Source organism: Roseateles sp. GW835-FHT13E02 (assembly GCF_058794035.1).
The window spans coordinates 148,850-169,528 of record NZ_JBXAGJ010000010.1 but is presented as its reverse complement, the minus strand read 5'-3'; the positions used below and the strand labels follow the sequence as shown (position 1 = coordinate 169,528).

Genomic DNA, 20,679 nt, shown 5'->3' with positions numbered 1-20,679 from the left:
AGTTCAGGAGGCGGTCTTCGAAGTCGGTGCCGTTGCGACGGCCTTGGGTTTGAGGCTGACCCAATGAACTGAGTTGCTCTCCTGCGTCAGCAGCAGTTCAGGGTAGGCACGGACCAAATCGGACAGTGCGGTGTAACCGTAAGTCTTTGGCGAAAAGCCGGGGTCGGTGCGCTTAAGGTACTGGCCCAGGGCGCCCAGGCCGATACGCCCATCTGGAGCATCGGCAGCCAGCAAGCTCACGGCGCCGAGCAGGGTTTTGGGGCGCTTCTTCGCGCCGGGTTTGGGCGCAGGATTCTCGGCTGCCGCCGTGGAGGCCGGCATCAGCTTGCTGTTCGCGGGGTTGGTTGCAACAGCTGGTGCGGGTGGAGGCTCTGGCGGCATCCACTCAAAGAACTGGTCGCTGGCATTGCGCAGCGCATCGGGCGTTTTGGCCTCGCCGACGATGTGCACCGTGGCACCGCGCTCGCGCAGCTTGCGGCAGAGGCCGGCGAAGTCGGAGTCGCTGGTCACCAGGCAGAACACATCGGCACGCTGGTCGAACAGGGCTTCGATGGCGTCCATGGCCAGAGCGATGTCCGAGGTGTTTTTGCCGGCGGCGTATTGGTACTGCAGGCAGGGCGTGAAGGCCAGGCGCACCAGCGCTTCCTGCCATTTGTTGGCCAAGGTGCTGTGGTTGCCATAGCCGCGCCGCAGCACCACGCGGCCGAACTTGGCCACCACACGGAGGGCGAATTCCAGAATGTCTGGGGTGGTGTTGTCGCAGTCGACCAGCACGGCCACGCGCGTGTCGGCCCCGAGCAGCGCTTGCTGTTGGGGGTGTTGTTGGAGCATTGTCATGGGCTGTTCCGCCTCTCTTCCGTCCCTGTGTCGGCGGGGATGATAGACGCAGTGAAGCCCTGTGCAGAGCGGTGCAGCGCGCTGCTCTCTTGCCCGCGGCTCAGCCGATGTACTCCTGCCGCCGGAACCTCAGCGCCGACCAGTCTTCGTCGATGGCGACCTGGCGCACGGTGTCGAAGCCGGCGGCGCGCAGCAGGGTCCAGTCGCTGTCGCGGTGGAACTCGCCGCGCAGGCGTTTCGAGCTTTGCTTGGGGTAGGCGATCCAGATCAGGGCGTCGCCCTCGGCCAGGGGCAGGAGCGCGCGGCAGGCGGCGTCCAGCTCGGCCTGGGTGATGGCAAAGGCCAGGGCAAAGTGCAGCGGCGCGGGGCCATGAGCCTCGCGCTGCAGCAGCAGGGTCGGGTCTTGCGCCACCAGGGCGGCCAGCTCGGGTTCGAAGCTGGCCGGGGCGTTCAGCACGGTGAGCTGGCGCTGGGCGCCCAGATTGAGCTTCTTGAACAAGGGCGTCATCGGGGGGCTCCGGCGGCAGCAAAGGGTCAACGGGCGCCGATGCGATCGAGCTCGCGCTGGGCCATGCTGTACTCGTTGAACTCGACCACGCCGGTGGCCAGGCTCTTCTTCAGGTAGTTGCGGGCCTTGGGCAGGTCCTGGTCGAGCAGGGCTTTCTGCGCGGCGTAGAAGTACAGCTCGCAGTCGCGGCCGCGGTCGGCCTGGCCCTCGGGCTTGCCGTCGCGGGCCATGGCCAGGGCGCCGTCCAGGTCCAGGCTGCCCTGCAGCATCTGCAGCACCGGGTAGGGCCAGGCCGGCTTGTCGGCGCTGGGGCGCAGATCGCGGATGGCAGCCAGCCCGTCCTGGCCCAGCTTGCGGCTGGTCAGGTAGAGCCAGATGCTGCCGTAGCTGCGCTCGACCTCGCTGCCCGATTGCAGGATGTCCTGCAGCTCTTTCTGCGCCTCTTGCAGCTGGCCACCGAAGTAGCGGGCATAGACCCGGGTGTAGCGCGCGCCGGTGTCATTGGGCGCCAGGGCCAGGGCGCGATCGGCGTGACTGACGGCCTGCTCGTCCTTGCGCTGCATCAGCGCGTTGACGGCCATGGCCGCGTGCACCTCGGAGGACTCGTCGTGCAGCTGGGCGGCGTCGTAGAGTGAGGTCTGGGCGCGGTCGGACTGGCCCAGGTGGTCGAGCTGGATGGCGCGCTCGACGAGCGCGGCCGCGCGCAGCTTGGGCGGCAGGCGGTCGGCGGCGAGGATGCGGTCCATCATCAGCAGGCGGGCATGGGCGCTGCCCTGGTTTTCGGTCAGCACCTTGAGCGAGCCATTGCGCATGCGATCGGTCAGGGCCGTCATGTCGCGGCGCAGGCTGACCAGGTCTTCGCTGCTGAGCACGGGCACGGTGAGGGTGTTGGCCAGGCGCGGCGCCACCTTGTTGAGCTGGTCGCGGTAGTTGCTCCATTTGCCGGCCGCCACCTGCTCGGCCTGCAGGCGCAGCTCGCCCTCGATCTGCTGCATCTTGGGCTCGCCGCGGTAGCGCAGGCGCAGCTCGAAATGCTCGTTACGTTCCTCGAAGCGGCTGTCGCTGGGCTGGCTGTACAGCGGCTCGGCAAACTCGTAGCGCACGGTGTGCAGGTAGCGGCCGTTCATGGCCAGGCGCATGGGCTGGGTGCGCGGGGTCTGGTCGGGCAGGCGCAGCTGGGCGATCAGGGTGGGCAGGGCGATGGGGCCGGCCAGCCAGCGTTTTTCGGGGAAGGTCCAGAAATCGCCGCTGCGGTACTTGATCTCCACGCGCAGGGCGTTGCGGCCTTCGGGGTCGCTGATCTCGGGCTCGCCGTCCACCGTCAGGCCGGGGTAGAAGCGCAGGGTTTCGGCCGCCAGCAGGTTGCGGAAATCGGCGGCCGGCAGGGCGGCGCGGGCCTCGCGCATCCACTCGGCCATGTCGCCGTGGAATGTGCTGACGCTGCGCAGCGTGCCGGGCTGGTCCAGGCGCGGGAAGCTGAAGGTGTCCACGGTCTCCAGGCGCAGGGCCTCGCGCGCAGGCGGCAGGCGGCTCAGCTCGGCGCTGCTGGCCTTGGCCAGCAGGCCCACACCCAGGCCCACCGATTGGCGCTCGGCCGGCGCGCCGCGCTGCTGGCTGCGGGTGGCGTCGAGCCAGAGCGTTTGCTCGCCCAGCTGCACGGCAGCAATGGCATGGTCAAAGGCCAGGGGGCTGGGCAGGCGCTGGGCGGCATCGCTGCGCAGGCTGGCTGGCACCAGGGCGGGCGTGGCCTCGATGCCCAGCTTCTTGAGCAGGGTCACCAGCAGGGCGGCCTTGTCCTTGCAGTCGCCGAAGCGCTGGCGCAGCACCTGCTCGGTGGGGGCGGGCTGGTGCGAGTTGGCGCCAATCTCGGTGCCGAAGTAGCGGATCTCTTTCTGCACAAAGTCCAGGGCCAGGCGCAGGCGTTCTTCAGGCGTTGCGGCCAGGGCCTCGATCTCGCGGGCGCGGGCGTCCAGCGCCTCGGCCGGCAGCATGGCCTTGGCAAACAGCTGCTCGGCCCAGCCGGCCACCTCGGCCCAGTTGGCGAACTCGCTGAGCTGCACCTGGTCCTTGACCATGACGCCGACCGGCACGGTCTCCTCGTAATGGAACTGCGGCACCAGGCGGCGCTTGAACAAGGTCTCGCGCCAAGCGCCGTCGACGCGGCTGCTGACCTCGACGCTGGGCTCGGCGATGCGGTGCTGGATCTGGCGCTCGGCCGGGCTCAGCAGGCGCAGCTGCACCAGGCCCACCGGGCCGCCGCTGGAGCTGGTCCATTCCTGATCGACGAACTTGCCGCCAAACACGGGGTTGTCGCCGATCAGGGAGACGGCCCATTCGACGCGGTCGCCCATGCGCAGGTCTTCCAGCACGATGGAGGCGGTCATGCGGCCGTCGATGATCTGGCGCTCCAGCTGGGGCTCGCGGTGCAGTAGCTTGATGCGCTTGCGCTCCAGCCGATCCAGGCGTTTGCCATCGCGCCAGACCTCGAGGCGGTGGAACTGCAGCTTCTGGAAGCTGGGGTCAAAGTCCAGCTCGATCTGCGCGCCTTTTTGCAGGCCCGAGGCCTCGTTGATCTGCCGCAGCACATGCTGGTAACGCACCGTGCCGCTGGGCTCGATGCGGGTTTGCTTGTCGATCAGCAGCAGCTGCAGCGGCGCGCTGGGCAGGCCGGTGCTGGCCTCGGGCTGCAGCGGCAACACCCAGGCGGGGGCGGGCGCGATGCTGAAGCCTTCGGCCTCCTTGGTGGCGGCGGCCGTGGCCGCGGCCTTCTTGGCCTTGGCTGCGGGCGCCTGGGCCCAGGCGATGGAGCTGGCGCTCAGCAGGGCCAGGGCGCTCAGGCCCAGCTGGAGGCCGCGGCGGCGCGCGAACGACATGAGGGTGAAACGGGGTGTGTTGCTGTGACGCATGAATGATCGAGCCTCTCCCTGGCCTGTGTCTGGCGCCGGCGCTTGGTTGAATCTCTGCCGGCTCGCTGTACTGGATGGCGATTATGTCGGCCCCCGCCCGCTGGTGCCGCCCGCGCTGGCGCACGGGCTTAGGGGTTCTCCCGCTGTGACCTGCGGCCGGCCCGGCCGCGCCGCGCACAATGCGGGCCTTCGCCAGCTCCCTTGCTCCCGGCGCGCCGGGACCGCCTCTCCGCCATGCAACGTACCGCTCTTGCCCTCGCCGCTGCCTTGCTGCTGCTGCAATCCACCGCGCCGACTCAGGCCGCCGCCAAGCCTGCGGCCCAGCAAGCACAGGCCGCCAACAGCGCCGCCGGCACCCAGGTCTGGGACCTGAGCCAGCTCTACCCCAGCGATGCCGCCTGGGAGGCTGAGCGCCTGGCCTTGCTGGCCGAGCTGCCCAAGGTCAATGTCTTGCAGGGCACGCTGGGCCAGAGCGCGCAAAGCCTGCGCGCCGGCCTGGACCAGATCTCCGCCCTGCGCTTGCGCCTGAATCGCCTGCAGGCCTATGCCTTCCAGAAGGCCGACGAGAACACCCAGCACAGCGACAACCAGGCGCGCCGCCAGCTGGCCGATGCCGTGGGCAACCAGCTGGGCGAGGCCGCATCCTTTGTCAGCGCCGAGGTCGGCGCCATCGGCCGCGCCAAGGTCGAGGCTTTCCTGGCCGCCGAGCCCGGCCTGGCCAAGCATGGCCAGGGCCTGCGCACCATGCTGCGCCTGGCCGAACACACGCTCAGCCCCAAGGAAGAAGCCCTGCTGGCCGCCGCCGCCGAGCCGCTGCAGCAACCCGGCGCCATCTACGGCCTGCTGAGCAATGCCGACCTGCCCTGGCCCAAGATCACGATCCGCGGCAAGACCGTGGTGCTCGATCAGGAGCAGTACACCGCCTACCGCTCGGATGCCGACCCGAAAGTGCGCGCGCAGGTGTTCAAGGCCTTCTGGCCCGTCTACAAGGCCTACGAGCGCACGCTGGGCGCCGTCTACGCCGCCAATCTGCGCGGCACCGTCTTCATGGCCCGGGCGCGCAACTACCCCAGCAGCGTGGCCATGGCCCAGGGCAGCGACAACATCCCCGAGGCCGTCTACCGCAGCCTGGTGCAAGAGGCCAACGCCGGCCTGCCCACCCTGCACCGCTATCTGAAGCTGCGCAGCCGCGTGCTGGGCCTGAAAGCTCCGGGCTACCAGGACATGTATGTGCCCCTGGCCAAGCCCTCGGGCCAGTACCCGCAGGCCGAGGCTGAAGCCCTGACCCTGGCCGCCCTGCAGCCCATGGGTGCTGAGTACACCACCAAGCTGGCTGCCGCCTTCAAGCAGAACTGGATGCACTCGGTGCCGCAGCGCGGCAAGGTCTCGGGCGCCTACATGAACGGCGCGGCCTACGATGTGCACCCCTATCTGCTGATGAGCTACAACGGCGATTACCTGGCCATGTCCACCCTGGCCCACGAGTGGGGTCACGCCATGCACTCGGTCTATTCGAACGCCAACCAGCCTTTCGAGACGGCCGACTACTCGACCTTCATCGCCGAGATCCCCTCCACCGCCAACGAGCTGCTGCTGGCTGACTACATGGTCGCCAATGCCAAGACGCGCGATGAAAAGATCTTCGCCCTGAGCCAGCAGCTGGAGAACATCCGCAGCACCTTCTTCCGCCAGGCCATGTTTGCAGAGTTCGAGCTGGCCTCGCACGAAGCGGTGGAAAAGGGTGAGGCCGTCACCGGCGAGCGCCTGAGCCAGATCTATCTGGACCTGCTCAAGCGCTACCACGGCGACGCGCAGAACGTGGTCAAGATCGACCCGCTCTACGGCATCGAGTGGGCCTACATCCCGCACTTCTACCGCGACTTCTACGTCTACCAGTACGCCACCTGCATCAGCGCCGCGGCCTACTTCGCCGAGGGCATCGGCCAGGGCGACAGCGCCCTGCGTGAGCGCTTTTTCACGCTGCTGAAATCGGGCAGCTCGGCCGATGCCTACGCCTTGACCCGCGCCGCCGGCGTGGACCTGGCCACGCCCGCGCCCTACCGCGCCTTGCTGCGCCGCATGGATCGCGCCATCGACCAGCTGGAGCAACTGCTGGCGCAGAAGAAAAAGTAAGCCGCGCCAGACGGGGCGAGCGCGTTTCAGCGCGCGGGCAGCAAAGCCTTTTGCATGAAGAAGCGCGCACCGCCCTGCGGGTAGTCCGCCAGCTCGCCGAAGCAGCGGTAGCCCAGCTTCTCGTAGAAACCGCGGGCCTGGAACTCGAAGGTGTCCAGCCAGGCGCCGTGGCAGCCGCGCGCCTGCGCGGCAGGTAGAGATGGCGTGCCATCCGGTCGGGGAACATCGCGCGGCGCAAGACCTGACCCTCGAGCCCCTGCATCAGCTGGCGCGCCGCGTGCGTGTCATCTTTGGTGCAGGTCTGGGCCTGCACCCAGTCGAATTGCTCCTCGGCATGGCGAGGCCGTGAAGGTCAGAGAGAGGTCCTCGTTGATTCTTTCAAGGTCGCTCGCAGTCCCAGTTCAGGCGGCTGGCTGCTACTTCCACGGGGCGTAGCGCTCTTCCGGTCCATGGGCCAGGCGCGAGGGCAGGGCTTCGCGTTCACCGCTGTACAGGCCGCGGAACTTCATCAGCAGCGGTTGCCACTTCGCAGGGGCTATGCGCTCTGACTGCGGGTCTTGCAGAATGGCCTCGTCCACATGGGCGCGCAGCAGGCGCAGCTCGACCATGCAGCTGGCGATGGGCAGGCGCGGGTCCTGCGTGCCGAAGGGGCGGATGTCCACGACCTGGGCCTCCAGCTGCACCTGGCATTCGCGCACGCGTGGCGGCGCCACCTGCTCCGAGGGCTGGGCGCTCAAGCCGGCCTCGCCGAACTTGTCCGCCACATGGCGGTAGCCCAGCCATTGCTTGTGCGGGGGCAGCTGGGGCGTGCCGGTGCACAAGGCCAGGCGGTTGACGGCCTCGGCATTGGCGGCGCTCGCCAGGTTCAGCACGCATTCGCGCTGGCGCTGCAGGTTCAGCAAGGTCTGCGAGCTGGCATCCAGGCCCAGCATGCAGCTCCAGCCCAACCACCAGGCCGAGGACATGGGTGCCAAGTTGGCGCTGCCGTCTTCGTTCAGGCTGCTGATCAGGACGACGGGCGTGCCCCAGTAGTGGATGGCAGGTTCGATCGTGCGGTGCATGGCTTTGGGCTCCGGGTGCTCGGTGGAGCCACCAGTCTTGCCTCGGCCAGGCGAGCCGTCAGCCCGCTTCTTGCGATCCGCTCAAATCCAGCGTCATGAAGCACCAGCCCGGGTGCATGTGCTCGGGCACTTCTGCGCCCGGGTAGGGCCCGGAGTCGCGGAAGCCGTGGCGGCGGTAGAGCTGGTGGGCCGAGCTCATGAAGGGCGCGGAGTCCAGGCAGAGCCGCTGCAAGCCCAGGCTGCGGGCATCGCCGATCAGCTGCCTGACCAGGACGTCGCCCAGGCCTTGGCCACGGTGGGTCGGGCGCAGGTAGATGCGCTTGAGGTCGCCCAGCTCCGGCGTCAAGGCGCGCAAGCCGCCCATGCCAGCCAGCTCGTCACCGATGTAGGCCAGGTAAAAGCGCCCGCCCCGTGGCTGACAGATTTCATCGAGATGCAGATCGATGTAGTCGTCCAGGGGCATGCCCAGGGCTTGCTCGGTGGACAAGGCCAGATGCTGCTGCAGCTGGCCCATCACCCAGCTCATGTACTCGCTGTTCAGCTGCCGCAGGGCCTCGCGGTCGCGGGCGAGCTCGGAGGGGCGCAGCGTGATGCGGGCCGGGCTCATGGCGAAGGGCTCTCCTGCCAGGCGTAGAGCAGCAGCTCGCGGCTGCCATCGGCGCTGCGGATCCGGCGCTCGAACTGCAGGCCCAGCTTGCTCAGCAGCTTCTGCGAAGCCTGGTTGTCCTCGCGCGTGGTGGCCAGGATGCGGCGCAGGCCCAGGGGGCCGTGCGCATGCGCCATCGCCGCGCTCGCGGCCTCGAAGGCCAGGCCGCGGCCGGCGTGTTCGGGCAGAAAGGCAAAGCCGATGTCGGGCGCGTCCAGATACTCGCGCTGGGCCAAGCCGCACAGGCCCACGGTCTCGCCGGTCTCGTGCAAGACCACGGCCTCGAAGCCGAAACCATGCTGGGCATAGCTGGCCAGTGGGCCTTGCTCCAGATAGCGTTCGGCCTCGGCCAGGGTGTGTACGCCCCGGTCGCCGATGTAGCGCAACCAGCTGGGCTCGTTGAGCAGGCGCAGCATGAAGCCAGCGTCTGCCGGGGTGAAAGGGCGCAGGGTCAAGCGTGCAGTGCTCAGCATGTCGTCATGATGCCTGAGCCGCTTGATGATGGGCGAGCTTCAGGTAGTGCGCCAGCTGCTTGGCCTCGATGTCGGCGAGGCGCTGCAGCTTGAGGTGGCGGCGCAGCTTGCCGCTGCCTTCGAGCAGACCGTGCTCATCCGGCATGGCCGCGCCCTGCCCGAATTCGACCGAGACATGCGCCTTGTAGACGAACAGGCCGCAGAAATGCTGCGATCCAGACGCAAACAAGATGCCGCCGTACTTGATCTCCTCCGCCAAAGGCTTGAACTCACGCTTCATCAGGGCGCGCACGGCCAGCGCGATGCTGTGGCCGTCTTCGTTCAGCAGGCGGATGTCATCGAGCCAATGTTCGATTGATCGAGCGGCCATGTCGGAGCTCCGGTGGTCTGTGGAGTTTGAATGCTAGTCAATGGCTCTTGCCAACGGGGTGGCAGCAGCCTGATGCCGCGGCGGCATGGTCGTTCAGATCGTCCCGAAATGCGGGGTGGCCGTCGAACTGCGGGCCGCCAAAACCTTGGATCGGTCATGCCGACAGATCATGCTGCGCATTCTCGCTGCGGTGTCTCGGCCCGCCGCCGGACTCATGGTTCGCGGGTCGGCTCTGCGAGCCGACTCCCCTCGGTGCTCGCTCCGCGGCTCAGCGGCGCCAAACTCCCTCCGTTCGCTGCGCTCACTGTGGTCAAACAGTGGCGCCGAGTCAGAGCTTGAAGCGCGCGGGTACGCGCGCCTGAGCCGCTCCGCTGCGCCCTCGGCCGCGCACAAATCGCCCGTCGGCGGGCCGAGCCGCCTCCGAAGATGGCGTTCTCCACCGACGAGGGGCAGATCGATCGCGATGCAAGCGCCCTGCAGCCCGTGCCGCTGCCGGGCGATTTGTGCAGGGCCGAGCAGCACAGCGCCTCGGGGCGCGCACGTACACGTGCGCTTCAAGTTCTGACTTGGCGCTTCTGTCTGAACGAAGCGAACGCAGGGAGCGGAGTGAGTTATGCGCCAGCCCCGAGGTGCGAGCAGCGCAGGGAAGTCGGCCCGTCAGGGCCGACCCCGGAACCATGAGCCCGGTGGCGGCACGGGCTGCAGGGCCTAGTCCATGGCATGCTGTGCGGCATGTTGGCGTCGCTGGATGCCCATGAGTCCGGCCAATCCACCCAGCAGCAGCCACACCGAAGCGGGTTCAGGCACCACGGCCACCGTTGAGAAGGCGATGCCGTCCAGGGTCACCGGTACTTGCGGACTCAGGGCCATGTTCTGGAAGCGCAGCTCGGCGATCTGTCCGGCATAGGCCGAGAGGTCGGCGGCCCAGGCGTGGGCTGTAGCGCCAGCCACGCCCGTGAGCGCTTGCCCGTTCACGAACAGCTGCAGCGGGCTTGTGCCCAGCCATTGCAGCGAGCGTGTGTCCAGCGGAATCAGGGCGGTCTGGCTCAGGTAGGCCGGCACCCAGGCGGAGTTCGGGTCCAGGCTCGAGGCATGGCCGCTGGCAAAGGACAGGCTGTAGCGCCCCTGCAGCACGTTCGAGCCCGCCTCGCGATCGAGCAAGGCGTACCAGGGGCTGATCCCGACATGGGGCAGGTCCTGGTAGACATAGTCGGCGTCACCATTGCCGCCGCTTCCCCCGATTCCGCCGTGGCTCCAGTCCGGTGCAGCGGCAGCCCAGCTCAGCAGGCCGGGGGCCGGACCCGGGCCTGCGGCCGGGTTCGCGGCCTCAAAGTCGAGGTTGCTGAAGCTCTGGGCCCACAGCCCGGTGCTGCACAACAGCAGGGCAGTCAGGCTCAGACATTGACGCAGCTGACGCATGGCGATACCTCCCGGGGTGGCGCTGTGAAGCAAGCAGACGCGGCATCATGGCACCGAGCGCGGCGACGACACTACGGAAAGACACCCAGAAAAAAGCGCCCCGGAGGGCGCTGGTGATCGGTGAAAGCCCGGGTGGCGGGCCTTGCACGGCGCGAGCGGTTCAGGCTCAGATGCGGCGCGCCAGCTCTTCGGCCTTGCCGGTGTAGCTGCCTGGGGTCATGGCCAGCAGGCGGGTCTTTTCGGCGTCCGGCAGTTCCAGGCCGGTGATGAACTCGCGGATCGATTCGGCCGTGATGGCCTTGCCGCGGGTCAGCTCCTTCAGGCGCTCGTAGGGGTTGGGCAGGGCATAGCGGCGCATCACGGTCTGGATGGGCTCGGCCAGCACTTCCCAGGCGCTGTCCAGGTCTTGCGCTAGGGCGGCTTCGTTCAGCTCCAGCTTGTCCAGGCCCTTGAGCAGGGATTCATAGCCCAGCACGGCATAGCCGATGGCCACGCCCATATTGCGCAGCACAGTGGAGTCGGTCAGGTCACGCTGCCAACGGCTGATGGGCAGCTTCTGGCTCAGGTGGGTCAGCAAGGCATTGGCCAGGCCGAAATTGCCCTCGGCGTTTTCGAAGTCGATCGGGTTGACCTTGTGCGGCATGGTCGAGGAACCGATTTCGCCGGCCTTGGTGCGCTGCTTGAAGTAACCCAGCGAGACATAACCCCAGACATCGCGTGACCAGTCGATCAGGATGGTGTTCAGGCGTGTGGTCGCGTCGAACAGCTCGGCCATGTAGTCGTGCGGCTCGATCTGGATGGTGTAGGGGTTGAAGCTCAGGCCCAGCTGGCCTTCGATCACGCGCTGGCTGAACGCTTCCCAGTCGAACTCGGGCCAGGCGCTCAGGTGGGCGTTGTAGTTGCCGACGGCGCCGTTCATCTTGGCCAGCAGTTTCACCTCGGCGATGCGGCTGCGCGCCGTGCGCAGGCGGGCCACGACGTTGGCGATCTCCTTGCCCACGGTGGTGGGGCTGGCGGTCTGGCCGTGCGTGCGGCTGAGCATGGGCGTGGCGGCGGTGGCATGGGCCATCTCGCCCAGCTTGGCGATGATGCGGTCCACCGTGGGCAGCAGCACGTCCTGGCGCGCTGCCTTGAGCATCAGGCCGTGGCTGGTGTTGTTGATGTCTTCGCTGGTGCAGGCGAAGTGCACGAACTCGCCGGCCGCCTTCAGCTCGGCGCTGGCGTCGAAGCGGGCTTTGAGCCAGTACTCGACCGCCTTGACGTCGTGGTTGGTGGTCTTCTCGATGTCCTTGATCGCTTGCGCATCAGCTTCCGAGAAGCGGGCCACCAGGCCGCGCAGCAGGCCGCGAGCGGCCTCGCTCAAGGGCTTGAACTCGGCAAAGCCGGCGTCGGACAGGGCGATGAACCACTCGACTTCGACCTGCACGCGGCGGTGCATCAGGCCGTACTCGGACAGCAGCGGGCGCAGCGGCGCCACGCGTGCGGCGTAGCGGCCATCCAGGGGCGAGAGGGCGCTGATCGAGGAGAGCGAGGCGTTGGACTGGGTGGTCATGGCAGTGGGCGGCTGCGGGCCGCCAGGGCTGATGAGGGGGAGGTGCAGAGGGCGCTGAGCTTCCGGCCGGCCAGACTGCTGCAGCGAAACGCGCTCACCCGTCGTCAAACAAAGAAGGGCGCGCGCCGCCACCGGCTCAGGAAAAACCCGCAGATTTTAACCGGCGATGACAGGGCGATGAAAACCGCGTGCCTGCCTCCCGCGTGGTGTCAAATCTCTGCAGCGACTCGCGCTTTTGATCTCGTACTTTGACTACAAATATTGTTTTCATCGTGAATAAATACCGGGAAATCACCAGCTATCGAATGTAGTTTTACTTCACTAGCATCGCGCTGCCTGAACCAGCCACGCTCGTGGCCCGGTGGTGGGCGCACGGTGCGAGGGCGAGTGAGCGGCCAGATGGCGCGCCCGATGCTCTGCGCGCGGCTCTCCTCGAACGCAAGGAAGAACAGACATGGGTATGCACCTGGATTGGGGCCGCGCGGCCCGGTGGTTGGCTCATCAGGCCCGCGGCGTTTGCGTGGGCCTGGCCTGCGTGGTCTTGAGCGCCTGTGGCGGCGGTCAGGCCGAGGAGGCCGGGCCCTCGTCCATGAGCCAGGCCGCGGCCGCTGCAACGGCCGCGGCCCCCGAGGGGCTGGCCGGTGCCGGCCCGCGGGTCATCGATGCCAACACCACGGTGCTGATTCCGGTGCCCTCGGTGCCCGCCACACCCGCCGTGCAGCCCAGCAGCCGTGTCAAGGCCGCTGCCGCCCGCGTGGCCACGGAAGCCGGCACCTCGCTGCGCGTGCACTACCGCCGAGCCGATGGCGACACCAGCGGCTGGCAGCTGCACAGCTGGGGCGCGGCGCAAAGCCCGGCCTGGAACAGCGGCTGGAACGCCAGCGGCAGCGACGACTTCGGCGCCATCTACGACGTGCCCCTTGCCGCCGACAGCGGCACGGTCGGCTACCTGCTGCACAAGGGCGATTGGAAGGACTGGGGTGGTGCCGACCAGAGCTATGTGCTCAAGCCCGGCGCCAACGAGATCTGGCGGGTCGAGGGCGACAACGTCACTTACACCAGCAACCCGCTGGGCCTGCCTGTGCCGAATCTGCACACCGTGCGCGTGCACTACCAGCGCTTCGACGGTGGCTACAGCAGCTGGGGCCTGCATCTCTGGAACGGCAGCGGCCTGAATGTCGCCGCGCTGCCCGCCGGCCTGCCCATCGACCAATGGGGCGCGCCCGTGGCCTTCAACGCCATGCCGGGCCATGCGGCCGGCGCGGGCGAGATCGTCTTCGACATCCCCGTGCTCAACCCGCGTGACGATGCCAGCCGCAAGGCCCTGGAATTCATCATCCATGGCATGGCGCCGAACCAGAACGACAAGGACGGCCGCGACAACAACATCCGCGTCGATTACGCCGGCCTGAAGATCCAGAACCAGGTCGGCGAGATCTGGCTGGTGCAGCAGGACGCCACCGTCTACACCGCACCGCCCGATCTGCGCTCGGTCTCCAGCAGCGACGCCCGCGCCGTCTGGCTCAACCGCCGCCTGCTGCAATGGCCGCGTGTGTTCGCAGCCTCCGCGCCGGCCGGCACGGTGGTCAAGCTCTATCACTCGGCCACCGGCCAGATCGTGGTGGCCAAGGATGCACCGGTCAGCGGTGCCGATGGCGCCATCACCCTCGATGCCTTCAGCGGCAATGTGCCGGCGGCCGAGGCCCTGCGCTTCAAGTACGTGGCCGCAGGCGGTGTGTTCCAGGTGCGCGAGGCCGATCTGCCGCGCCTGCCGCAGCTGCACACCCAGCAGCTGGTGCTGGTGCAGGAAAACGCAGCCGGCCAGGTGCAGAACGCCAGCACCGCGCAGATCGCCGGCGCGCTTGACGACCTCTACAGCGCTGCCGCCGAGGTGAACGACTACGGCGCGACGGTCAAGAACGGCCGCACCCAGTTCAAGCTCTGGGCGCCCACGGCCCAGGCCGTGCAAGTGATCGTCACCGCCCCGAGCAGCAACCCCTTCCTGAGCCGCAGCCAGACGGTGGACCTGCAGCGTGACCCGGCCACCGGCGCCTGGAGCGCCAGCCTGGCCGGCGAGCTGAATGGCCGCAGCTACCGCTATGCCGTGACGGTGTTTGTGCGCGGCGTCGGTCTGGTGCGCAGCCTGGTCACCGACCCCTATTCCCTGGCCCTGACCCTGGGCAGCCAGCAAAGCGTGGTGGCCGATCTGCAAAGCGCCGCCTTCAAGCCCGCCGGCTGGGACGCCAGCCAGCCGCCCACCACGGTGCAGGCCACGCCGGACATGAGCATCTACGAGCTGCATGTGCGCGACTTCTCGGTCAACGACCCGACCGTGCCGGCCGACAAGCGCGGCAAGTACCTGGCTTTTGCCGAGGGCAACTCAAACGGCATGAAGCATTTGCGCGCTCTGGCCCAGAGCGGGCTCACGGATGTCCATCTGCTGCCGGTCTTCGACATCGCCAGCGTGCCGGAGAAAGGCTGCGTGACGCCCAATCCCAGCGGCAGCGCCAACGGCGAGAGCCAGCAGGCCCTGGTCAGCGCCACGGCCGGCATCGACTGCTTCAACTGGGGCTACGACCCCTACCACTTCACCGCGCCGGAAGGCAGTTACGCCAGCAGCGTGGCCGACCCGGCCGCGCGCATCGTCGAGTTCCGCCGCATGGTGCAGGCGCTCAACGCCGCCGGCCTGCGCGTGGGCATGGACATGGTCTACAACCACACCAGTGCCTCGGGCCTGAACAGCGCCTCGGTGCTGGACAAAGTGGTGCCCGGCTACTACCACCGCCTGAATGCCAGCGGCGGCATCGAGCGCTCCACCTGCTGCGAAAACACCGCGGCCGAGAACCGCATGATGGCCAAGCTGATGATCGACTCGGCCATCGTCTGGGTGCGTGACTATCACATCAGCTCGCTGCGCTTCGACATCATGGGCCACCATCCGCGCTCGGTGATGGTGGACCTCAAGGCCGCGGTCGAACGCGCCAGCGGCCGCCCGGTGCAGATCCTCGGCGAGGGCTGGAACTTCGGCGAGGTGGCCAATGGCGCCCGCTTTGTGCAGGCCGATATGCTGGGCCTGAACGGCACCGGCATCGGCAGCTTCAACCCCTTCATCCGCGACGCCGTGCGCGGCGGCAGCTCCTTCGACAGCGGCAACAACCAGTTGGCCAACCAGGGCTTCATCAACGGCCTGTTCTACGACGCCAATGCCTTCGGCGGCGGCAAGACCCGGGGCGACCTGATGTGGCATGGCGACCAGATCAAGGCCTCGCTGGCCGGCTCCATCCGCAGCTACGAGCTGCAGACCAGCTGGGATGCCAATCTGCGCCTGGAGCAGATCAATGTCGGTGGCCTGCCGGCCGGCTATGTGCTGGAGCCCGGCGAGGTGGTCAATTATGTGGAGAACCACGACAACGCCAGCCTGTTTGATAACAACGTCTTCAAGCTGCCCGCCGGCACCAGCCGCGAGGACCGCGCCCGCGTGCAGGCGCTGGGCATGGCCATCAATGCCTTCAGCCAGGGTGTGGCCTACTTCCATGCCGGCGTGGACACCTTGCGCAGCAAGTCCATGGACCGCAACAGCTATGACTCGGGCGACTGGTTCAACCGCCTGGACTGGAGCTATGCCGACAACAACTTCGGCGTCGGCCTGCCGCCGCAGCGCGACAACGGCGACAACTGGCCGCTGCTGCGCCCGCTGCTGGCCGACCCGCTGATCAAGCCTGCCGCGGCCGACATCGCCTGGACGCGCGATGTCTTCCGCGACCTGCTGGCCATCCGCAAGAGTAGCAGCCTCTTGCGCCTGCGCACGGCGGCGGACATCAAGGCCCGGCTCAAGTTCCACAACACCGGCTCCGCCCAGGAGGCCACGGTGCTGATCGGTCAGATCGACGGCCAGGGCTATGCCGGCGCCGGCTTCCAGGAGCTGGTCTACGCCATCAATGTGGACAAGCAGGCCAAGCAGCTGACGGTGCCTGGCTTGCTCGGCCATGCCCTACAGCTGCACCCGGTGCATCTGGCAGCGGGTGCGGCCGATGCGCGCGCCCGCCAGGCCAGCTTTGATGCGGCCAGCGGTGTGCTGAGCCTGCCGGCGCGCACGGCGGTGGTGTTCGTGCGGCCTTGAGGGCGCCCTCAGCGCGGCGCTGTTTCGTCAAGGCGCCGCGTTGAAGAAGGCGATGCGTTCGGCGTTCGCTGGATGGCTGGCGAAGGCCATGGGCAAGGGCGACTTGTCCCGGCCCTGCTGCTTTTGATAAGCATCGAGGCGCTCGAAAAAGCGCACCATCACTCGCGGTGAGATGCCGGCTGCTTGCAGCATCTGGCGGGCGTGCAGATCGGCCTCGCGTTCGAACTCGCGCGAGTAATCGGCCTGCGCCAGCCAGGCCGGTAGCCCGGCCAGCAAGGCCGAAAAATCACCGACCAGCAGCCCGCTTACGCCGGCCACCATGCCGGCTTGCAGCACCAGGCGCATGCCGTGGCGGTGGCGCACATGGCCCAGTTCATGGGCCAGCACGCCGGTGATGATGTCGGGCTCGCCCTCGGCCAGCTCGACCAGGGCATCGGTCAGCACGATATCGCCGCCGGGCAGGGCAAAGGCATTGGGCCCCAGGGCCTTGGGGCCGGCACGGAAATGCAGGCGGTAGGCCGGCAAGGCGGCGGCCTGCGGCTCCAGCCCGGCACGCAGGATCTCGTCGCGGCGCACGGCCGCGGCCAGGCGCCGTGTGATCTCCTCCCGCCGCGCCTCGCTCAACGTGCTGGGCTTGAGCCACATGCGGTCGACATGGTCCAGCGCCTCACTGGCGATCTGCTGTTCTATGGCGGTTGGGACCAGGGCCGCAGTTTGTTGCGCGACCCAGGGAATGCCCCAGACCCAGGCCGATGCGAGCAGGCCCGCACTCAGCAGCACGCTCACGCCGACCAGGCGCCAGCTGCGCATGCTGCGCACGGTCAGGCTGTCGCGCAGGCCGGAGGCCTGCGCCCAGGCATCCCAGCGTTGGCGGCCCTCGTCGGCCGGGTCCTCGCAAAGCATGCTGCCGTCGGGCAGCAGGGCCTGGCGCTCGCCATGGCGCAGGCGTTCGGGCCAGACCACCTCGCGTGCGGCATGGCAGGCCAGCACGGCCGCTAGGGGCGCATGCGAAGGGTCTGCCGCCGCTTGCAGACACAGCCAGCGTCCGTCCTCGCCAAGCCAGGCCCAGACAGGCTGGGCCTGGGCGCTGCGGCCATCAAACCATTGCGCGCGCAGACGCGGCTCCCCGCGCCAGGACGGGGGTGAGAGGGGCGGACTCACCATCCCATGTCAAAGCCGAAGAAGTCACCGGCGGCCTCGCCGCTGGTATCGTTGTGGGCTTCTTGCGCCTGCGCGCGCCACGCTTCGATATCCCCATGCACTTCCAGGGACACGGCCTCGAGGCGCAGCCGTGCTGTGCGGATGGCGGCGAAGGGGCGGTACAGGCTCAGCGTCAGGGCGGTGAGCAGCCAGTTGACCAGGGTCAGCCAGAGCAGGCTGCGAAAGCTCAGTCGGCTGTGGAACTCCAGACGCTCGCTGCGTGTGCCCGACCAGACGAGGTTCTGCATGCGGGCGGAGAAGTAGGGTCCGATCATCATGAAATAAAGCAGATAGGCCAACAGCGCGATGCCCAGGCCGATGGCTGGATTCACCGCTCCGCTGGGCTTCAGCAGCATCACCAGGCCGACGGCTATCCCGATGGCCATGGCCAGGGGCAGCAGGGACAGCAGCAGGCCCTTGAGCACCAGGCCGTAGAACCTTCCCGTGCCCACTTGGAACTGCCCGCGCTGATCGGCGTAGCCGTAGCCCTCATGCTGGTAGCGCTTGATGCGGGCCATGAAGTAGGGGCTGAGCAGGACCATGCCGAGTAAACCCACCATACCGACCATGGCACCTGGCCCTGTTTGGTCCATGGGGTCATTCCAGGCCTGCCAGGCGCTGCCGGTCATCAACATCATGGCGGGGATGTAGAGCGGCGCCACCGCCTTGTAGGCGCCGGCCAGGTCGCCCTGAAAGCTCAGGCGCAGGCCGCGCCAGCGCGTGTTGCCCAGTCGGAACTGCAGGCCCGATCGCCAGAGTGCCGGCCAGAGCGCGCACAGCAGCAGATAAGCCAGCACGCCAGCGACCGGCGAAAAATGCCCGGCCAGACCGTAGGCGCCGCCCAGCAGGAGCAGCAGTACAAAGCCGCGGAACATCGGCCAGGGCCGGCCATGAAAGCTCAGGGCCTGGCCGCCGACACGGGTGTTGGCGTAGAAGTAGCGCAGGCGCCGCACTTTGGCGAAGGGCAGGTAGAGCCCCAGGGTCACCAAGGTCAGCAGCAGGTTGACGATCCAGATGCGGAAGTACTCACTGCCACTGCCGGTGAACTGGATCTTCAGGGTCTGCGGCCGGGCCGCCGCGTCGGCGGCGGGCGTGGGTGCGTAGACGCAGGCGGCGTCGGGCAGTTCAAGCATGGCGGGTCCTCTCCCTCGGTGCGGCCTTTCGAGCGAAGGCGCTTGTTCCTGGTTTGCATCCTCGCGCGCGCGAAGCGCCGGCAGTGTGCCCGCGCGCCTGTGGGGCGGCAAGCCACCCCCTCTTCAGAGGGACAGGGTCTGCCCGAGGGCGCGCGCCAGCTTCAGCTGCGGCGCGCCAGCCATTCCGGCCGCAGCAGGCCGAAGACCTCGCTGTCGAGGTAGAGGCCGTTGATGAAGATCACGCCGCGTAGCCGGCCCTCGAACTGCAAGCCCGCTTTCTCGGCCACCCGGCGCGAAGCCAGATTGCCCGGCGCCAGCGCGGCGCAGACACGGTGGACCTCGAAGTTATGAAACACATGGTCGATCAGGGCGCGCGCGGCGGCCGTGCCCCAGCCTTGGCCACGGCGGGCGGGGTCGTCGATCTTCCAGCCCAGCTCGCGGGCGCTGGAGTAGCGGTGGGCCAGGAAATGCGAGGCAGAGCCGATCGGCTCGCCGCTCTCGGCCTCGCAGATGACCAGGCGCTCGGCCTCGTTGCTGGAGAAGCCGTCTTCGGCAAAGCGCTTCTTGAAGAACTGCGGACTGCGCAGCATGGAGCCTTCGAACTCCGTGCGATCCCGCAGATCACCCGCCTGGGCCGCCAACCGTGGCAGGTCATCTTCGGTGACCGGGCGCAGCAGCACCCGGCGGGCGGGTGGTTGGCTGGAAGACGTGCTGGGGTTCATGCAGGGCTTTCGCTTTCGTCGGGGGTGCTCAACCGTTCTTGGGGCTTCGTTCCAAGGACTTGCGGATCTTGGCCGCGTCGGCCAGGCGCTCGGCCGAGCCATCGGCGTCCAGCAAGACCAGGGTCACATCGCGGCCCGCCTTATCCTTCATGCGCAAGGCCAGGCAGCGACCGGCTTCTTCGGTGTAGCCGGTCTTGGACAAGCGGATGTCCCAGCCCTTGCGGCCGACCAGGCGGTTGGTGTTGCGGAATTCGACCGGCCGGCCGTTGATCAGCACCTTTTCCTTCAGGTCGCTGCTGAGCTTGCTGATCTGCCGGTAACGCGCGGCGGCGGCGGTGATCTTGGCCATCTCGCTCGCCGTGGAGCGGTTGCGGGCGGACAGGCCGGTTGGCTCGGCAATCTCGGTGCGCGTCAGTCCCAGCGCGCGGATCTTGGCCTGCACTGCCTGCTCAAAAGCCGGCAGTCCGCCCGGCAGGGTGCGGGCCAGGGCGGCGGCAGCGCGGTTGTCCGAAGACATCAGGGCCAGGTGCAGCGCTGCGCCGCGTGTCATCTGTGCCCCCACCGGCACGCGTGATGGGCTGTACTTGAGGGTGTCCACGTCCTCGCGCTGGATGCGGATGCGCGCCTTCAGGTCGGCCTTGGCGTCCAGCACCACCATGGCCGTCATCAGCTTGGTCAGCGAGGCGATGGGCACCTGGGTGTCGGCATCCTTGGCCATCAAGACCTTGCCGCTGCCGTTCTCCAGCACCATGGCATGGCGGGCGTTGACGGGCAGCTGAAAGGCCGGCGCGCTATCAGCAGTGGCCGCTGGGCGGGCCGGCTTGGCCGCAGCGGGTGTGAGGAACAGGCCTGGGGCCGCCAGGGCAGAGAACCCCCAAAGCGTGAAGAGGCGGCGGCGGGCGAGGGACGAAGAGGACATGCGACAACAAATCAGAAAGGGGCGCAGAAAAGCAGCGCGTCAGCCCGCCATTCTGCGCGCGATCGCCCGCGCCGTTGGGGTTCAGCGCTCGCTGCGGCCCAGCATGCGCAGCAGGGTGGCATCGCGGTCCAGCAGATGGTGCTTGATCGCGCCCACGACATGGAGTAAGAGCAGGGCGATCAGCAGATAGCCCAGGGCGCTGTGAACGCTTTGCGCCAGTTGGCTCAGGCCCTCGTGCAAGGGCAAGACCTGACCCGGTCGCTGCGGATCCTCGTTGTGGTGCATCAGGGTCAGGCCGAAGATGCCGAAGCCGTGGCCACTGGCGCCCGAGAAGGTCATGCCGCTGATGGGCATGGCCAGGGTGCAGAGCAGCAGCAGGCCATGGACCGCTTTCGCGAGGGTTTGCTGCAGGGCGGTGGCCGGGCTGGCAGCGGGCGGCCAGCCTTCCTTGAGCCGCCAGGCCGCGCGCGCCAGCGCCAGGGGCAGCACCAGCAGACCGATGGATTTGTGGATGGGATACAGCGCCCAGGCCTCGAACTCGGCCATGTAGAGGCCCACGGCGGTGAGGCCGATCATGGCCAGCGCCAGAATCCAGTGCAGGGCGCGGGTGGGTGCGCTCAGAGGCGCTGAGTTGTGTTCGAGGATCGTTTGTGGGTTCATGGCACTTGGGTCGCAGGGAG

General features: G+C 67.9%; 16 protein-coding genes. 2 read left to right on the top strand and 14 right to left on the bottom strand.

Annotation, left to right across the window (positions count from 1 at the left end):
• Positions 1-3 precede the first annotated feature (3 nt).
• The 3 genes from AC1Q6P_RS12015 to AC1Q6P_RS12005 form a co-directional block, all read right to left on the bottom strand.
• Positions 4-837 carry an NYN domain-containing protein gene (locus AC1Q6P_RS12015; RefSeq protein WP_492666018.1) on the bottom strand — a complete coding sequence of 278 codons (834 nt, stop codon included), beginning with the start codon at positions 835-837 and terminating at the stop codon, positions 4-6.
• 100 nt (positions 838-937) lie between these two features.
• Positions 938-1,345: a hypothetical protein gene (locus tag AC1Q6P_RS12010; protein WP_102768475.1), complete on the bottom strand. Its 408-nt coding sequence runs from the start codon at positions 1,343-1,345 to the stop codon at positions 938-940.
• Between the two features lie 26 nt (positions 1,346-1,371).
• Positions 1,372-4,218 carry a DUF3857 domain-containing protein gene (locus AC1Q6P_RS12005; RefSeq protein ID WP_492666019.1) on the bottom strand — a complete coding sequence of 949 codons (2,847 nt, stop codon included), beginning with the start codon at positions 4,216-4,218 and terminating at the stop codon, positions 1,372-1,374.
• A 267-nt stretch (positions 4,219-4,485) separates the two neighbouring features.
• On the opposite strand from AC1Q6P_RS12005, the gene pepF reads away from it, so the two are divergent.
• Complete coding sequence (gene pepF / locus AC1Q6P_RS12000) at positions 4,486-6,384, top strand: oligoendopeptidase F (protein WP_492666020.1); 1,899 nt, start codon at positions 4,486-4,488, stop codon at positions 6,382-6,384.
• A 416-nt stretch (positions 6,385-6,800) separates the two neighbouring features.
• Here pepF and AC1Q6P_RS11995 read toward each other — a convergent pair whose 3' ends face one another.
• The 6 genes from AC1Q6P_RS11995 to purB all read right to left on the bottom strand — a co-directional run bounded on the left by AC1Q6P_RS11995 (position 6,801) and on the right by purB (position 11,905).
• Positions 6,801-7,445, bottom strand: a complete 645-nt coding sequence (locus tag AC1Q6P_RS11995) for a flavin reductase family protein (RefSeq protein WP_492666021.1) — start codon at positions 7,443-7,445, stop codon at positions 6,801-6,803.
• Positions 7,446-7,503: 58 nt separating this feature from the next.
• Positions 7,504-8,052 (bottom strand): GNAT family N-acetyltransferase, encoded by a 549-nt coding sequence (locus AC1Q6P_RS11990; RefSeq protein WP_492666022.1) that lies wholly within the window; start codon positions 8,050-8,052, stop codon positions 7,504-7,506.
• A complete protein-coding gene (locus AC1Q6P_RS11985) occupies positions 8,049-8,564 on the bottom strand; it encodes a GNAT family N-acetyltransferase (RefSeq protein ID WP_492666023.1) in 516 nt (171 codons plus the stop codon). Before AC1Q6P_RS11985 ends, AC1Q6P_RS11990 begins: the two co-directional genes overlap by 4 nt.
• Before the next feature lie 4 nt (positions 8,565-8,568).
• Positions 8,569-8,934: a DUF1801 domain-containing protein gene (locus AC1Q6P_RS11980; RefSeq protein ID WP_492666024.1), complete on the bottom strand. Its 366-nt coding sequence runs from the start codon at positions 8,932-8,934 to the stop codon at positions 8,569-8,571.
• Between the two features lie 708 nt (positions 8,935-9,642).
• Positions 9,643-10,353, bottom strand: a complete 711-nt coding sequence (locus AC1Q6P_RS11975; protein WP_492664752.1) for a VPLPA-CTERM sorting domain-containing protein — start codon at positions 10,351-10,353, stop codon at positions 9,643-9,645.
• A gap of 166 nt (positions 10,354-10,519) precedes the next feature.
• On the bottom strand, positions 10,520-11,905 hold the full coding sequence (gene purB, locus AC1Q6P_RS11970; RefSeq protein WP_492664753.1) for an adenylosuccinate lyase: 1,386 nt from the start codon (positions 11,903-11,905) through the stop codon (positions 10,520-10,522).
• A 454-nt stretch (positions 11,906-12,359) separates the two neighbouring features.
• On the opposite strand from purB, the gene AC1Q6P_RS11965 reads away from it, so the two are divergent.
• Complete coding sequence (locus AC1Q6P_RS11965; protein WP_492664754.1) at positions 12,360-16,025, top strand: alpha-1,6-glucosidase domain-containing protein; 3,666 nt, start codon at positions 12,360-12,362, stop codon at positions 16,023-16,025.
• Positions 16,026-16,052: 27 nt separating this feature from the next.
• Here the strand turns inward: AC1Q6P_RS11965 and AC1Q6P_RS11960 are convergent, their stop codons facing one another.
• The 5 genes from AC1Q6P_RS11960 to AC1Q6P_RS11940 all read right to left on the bottom strand — a co-directional run bounded on the left by AC1Q6P_RS11960 (position 16,053) and on the right by AC1Q6P_RS11940 (position 20,659).
• Entirely contained in the window at positions 16,053-17,186 is a 1,134-nt protein-coding gene (locus AC1Q6P_RS11960) for a M48 family metallopeptidase (protein ID WP_492664755.1), read from the bottom strand.
• Positions 17,183-18,358 carry a YjgN family protein gene (locus tag AC1Q6P_RS11955; protein ID WP_492664756.1) on the bottom strand — a complete coding sequence of 392 codons (1,176 nt, stop codon included), beginning with the start codon at positions 18,356-18,358 and terminating at the stop codon, positions 17,183-17,185. Before AC1Q6P_RS11955 ends, AC1Q6P_RS11960 begins: the two co-directional genes overlap by 4 nt.
• Positions 18,359-18,519: 161 nt before the next feature.
• Positions 18,520-19,080 carry a GNAT family N-acetyltransferase gene (locus AC1Q6P_RS11950; RefSeq protein ID WP_492664757.1) on the bottom strand — a complete coding sequence of 187 codons (561 nt, stop codon included), beginning with the start codon at positions 19,078-19,080 and terminating at the stop codon, positions 18,520-18,522.
• 28 nt (positions 19,081-19,108) lie between these two features.
• Entirely contained in the window at positions 19,109-19,999 is an 891-nt protein-coding gene (locus AC1Q6P_RS11945) for a serine hydrolase (RefSeq protein ID WP_492664758.1), read from the bottom strand.
• Positions 20,000-20,080: 81 nt separating this feature from the next.
• Positions 20,081-20,659, bottom strand: a complete 579-nt coding sequence (locus tag AC1Q6P_RS11940; protein WP_492664759.1) for a cytochrome b — start codon at positions 20,657-20,659, stop codon at positions 20,081-20,083.
• Between the last annotated feature and the right edge of the window lie 20 nt (positions 20,660-20,679).

What these genes read in the sequence shown, in the direction of transcription:
- AC1Q6P_RS12015 (WP_492666018.1), bottom strand. Translation starts at nt 837, where the DNA reads ATGACAATGCTCCAACAACACCCCCAACAGCAAGCGCTGCTCGGGGCC.
- AC1Q6P_RS12010 (WP_102768475.1), bottom strand. Translation starts at nt 1,345, where the DNA reads ATGACGCCCTTGTTCAAGAAGCTCAATCTGGGCGCCCAGCGCCAGCTC.
- AC1Q6P_RS12005 (WP_492666019.1), bottom strand. Translation starts at nt 4,218, where the DNA reads ATGTCGTTCGCGCGCCGCCGCGGCCTCCAGCTGGGCCTGAGCGCCCTG.
- pepF (WP_492666020.1), top strand. Translation starts at nt 4,486, where the DNA reads ATGCAACGTACCGCTCTTGCCCTCGCCGCTGCCTTGCTGCTGCTGCAA.
- AC1Q6P_RS11995 (WP_492666021.1), bottom strand. Translation starts at nt 7,445, where the DNA reads ATGCACCGCACGATCGAACCTGCCATCCACTACTGGGGCACGCCCGTC.
- AC1Q6P_RS11990 (WP_492666022.1), bottom strand. Translation starts at nt 8,052, where the DNA reads ATGAGCCCGGCCCGCATCACGCTGCGCCCCTCCGAGCTCGCCCGCGAC.
- AC1Q6P_RS11985 (WP_492666023.1), bottom strand. Translation starts at nt 8,564, where the DNA reads ATGCTGAGCACTGCACGCTTGACCCTGCGCCCTTTCACCCCGGCAGAC.
- AC1Q6P_RS11980 (WP_492666024.1), bottom strand. Translation starts at nt 8,934, where the DNA reads ATGGCCGCTCGATCAATCGAACATTGGCTCGATGACATCCGCCTGCTG.
- AC1Q6P_RS11975 (WP_492664752.1), bottom strand. Translation starts at nt 10,353, where the DNA reads ATGCGTCAGCTGCGTCAATGTCTGAGCCTGACTGCCCTGCTGTTGTGC.
- purB (WP_492664753.1), bottom strand. Translation starts at nt 11,905, where the DNA reads ATGACCACCCAGTCCAACGCCTCGCTCTCCTCGATCAGCGCCCTCTCG.
- AC1Q6P_RS11965 (WP_492664754.1), top strand. Translation starts at nt 12,360, where the DNA reads ATGGGTATGCACCTGGATTGGGGCCGCGCGGCCCGGTGGTTGGCTCAT.
- AC1Q6P_RS11955 (WP_492664756.1), bottom strand. Translation starts at nt 18,358, where the DNA reads ATGCTTGAACTGCCCGACGCCGCCTGCGTCTACGCACCCACGCCCGCC.
- AC1Q6P_RS11950 (WP_492664757.1), bottom strand. Translation starts at nt 19,080, where the DNA reads ATGAACCCCAGCACGTCTTCCAGCCAACCACCCGCCCGCCGGGTGCTG.
- AC1Q6P_RS11945 (WP_492664758.1), bottom strand. Translation starts at nt 19,999, where the DNA reads ATGTCCTCTTCGTCCCTCGCCCGCCGCCGCCTCTTCACGCTTTGGGGG.
- AC1Q6P_RS11940 (WP_492664759.1), bottom strand. Translation starts at nt 20,659, where the DNA reads ATGAACCCACAAACGATCCTCGAACACAACTCAGCGCCTCTGAGCGCA.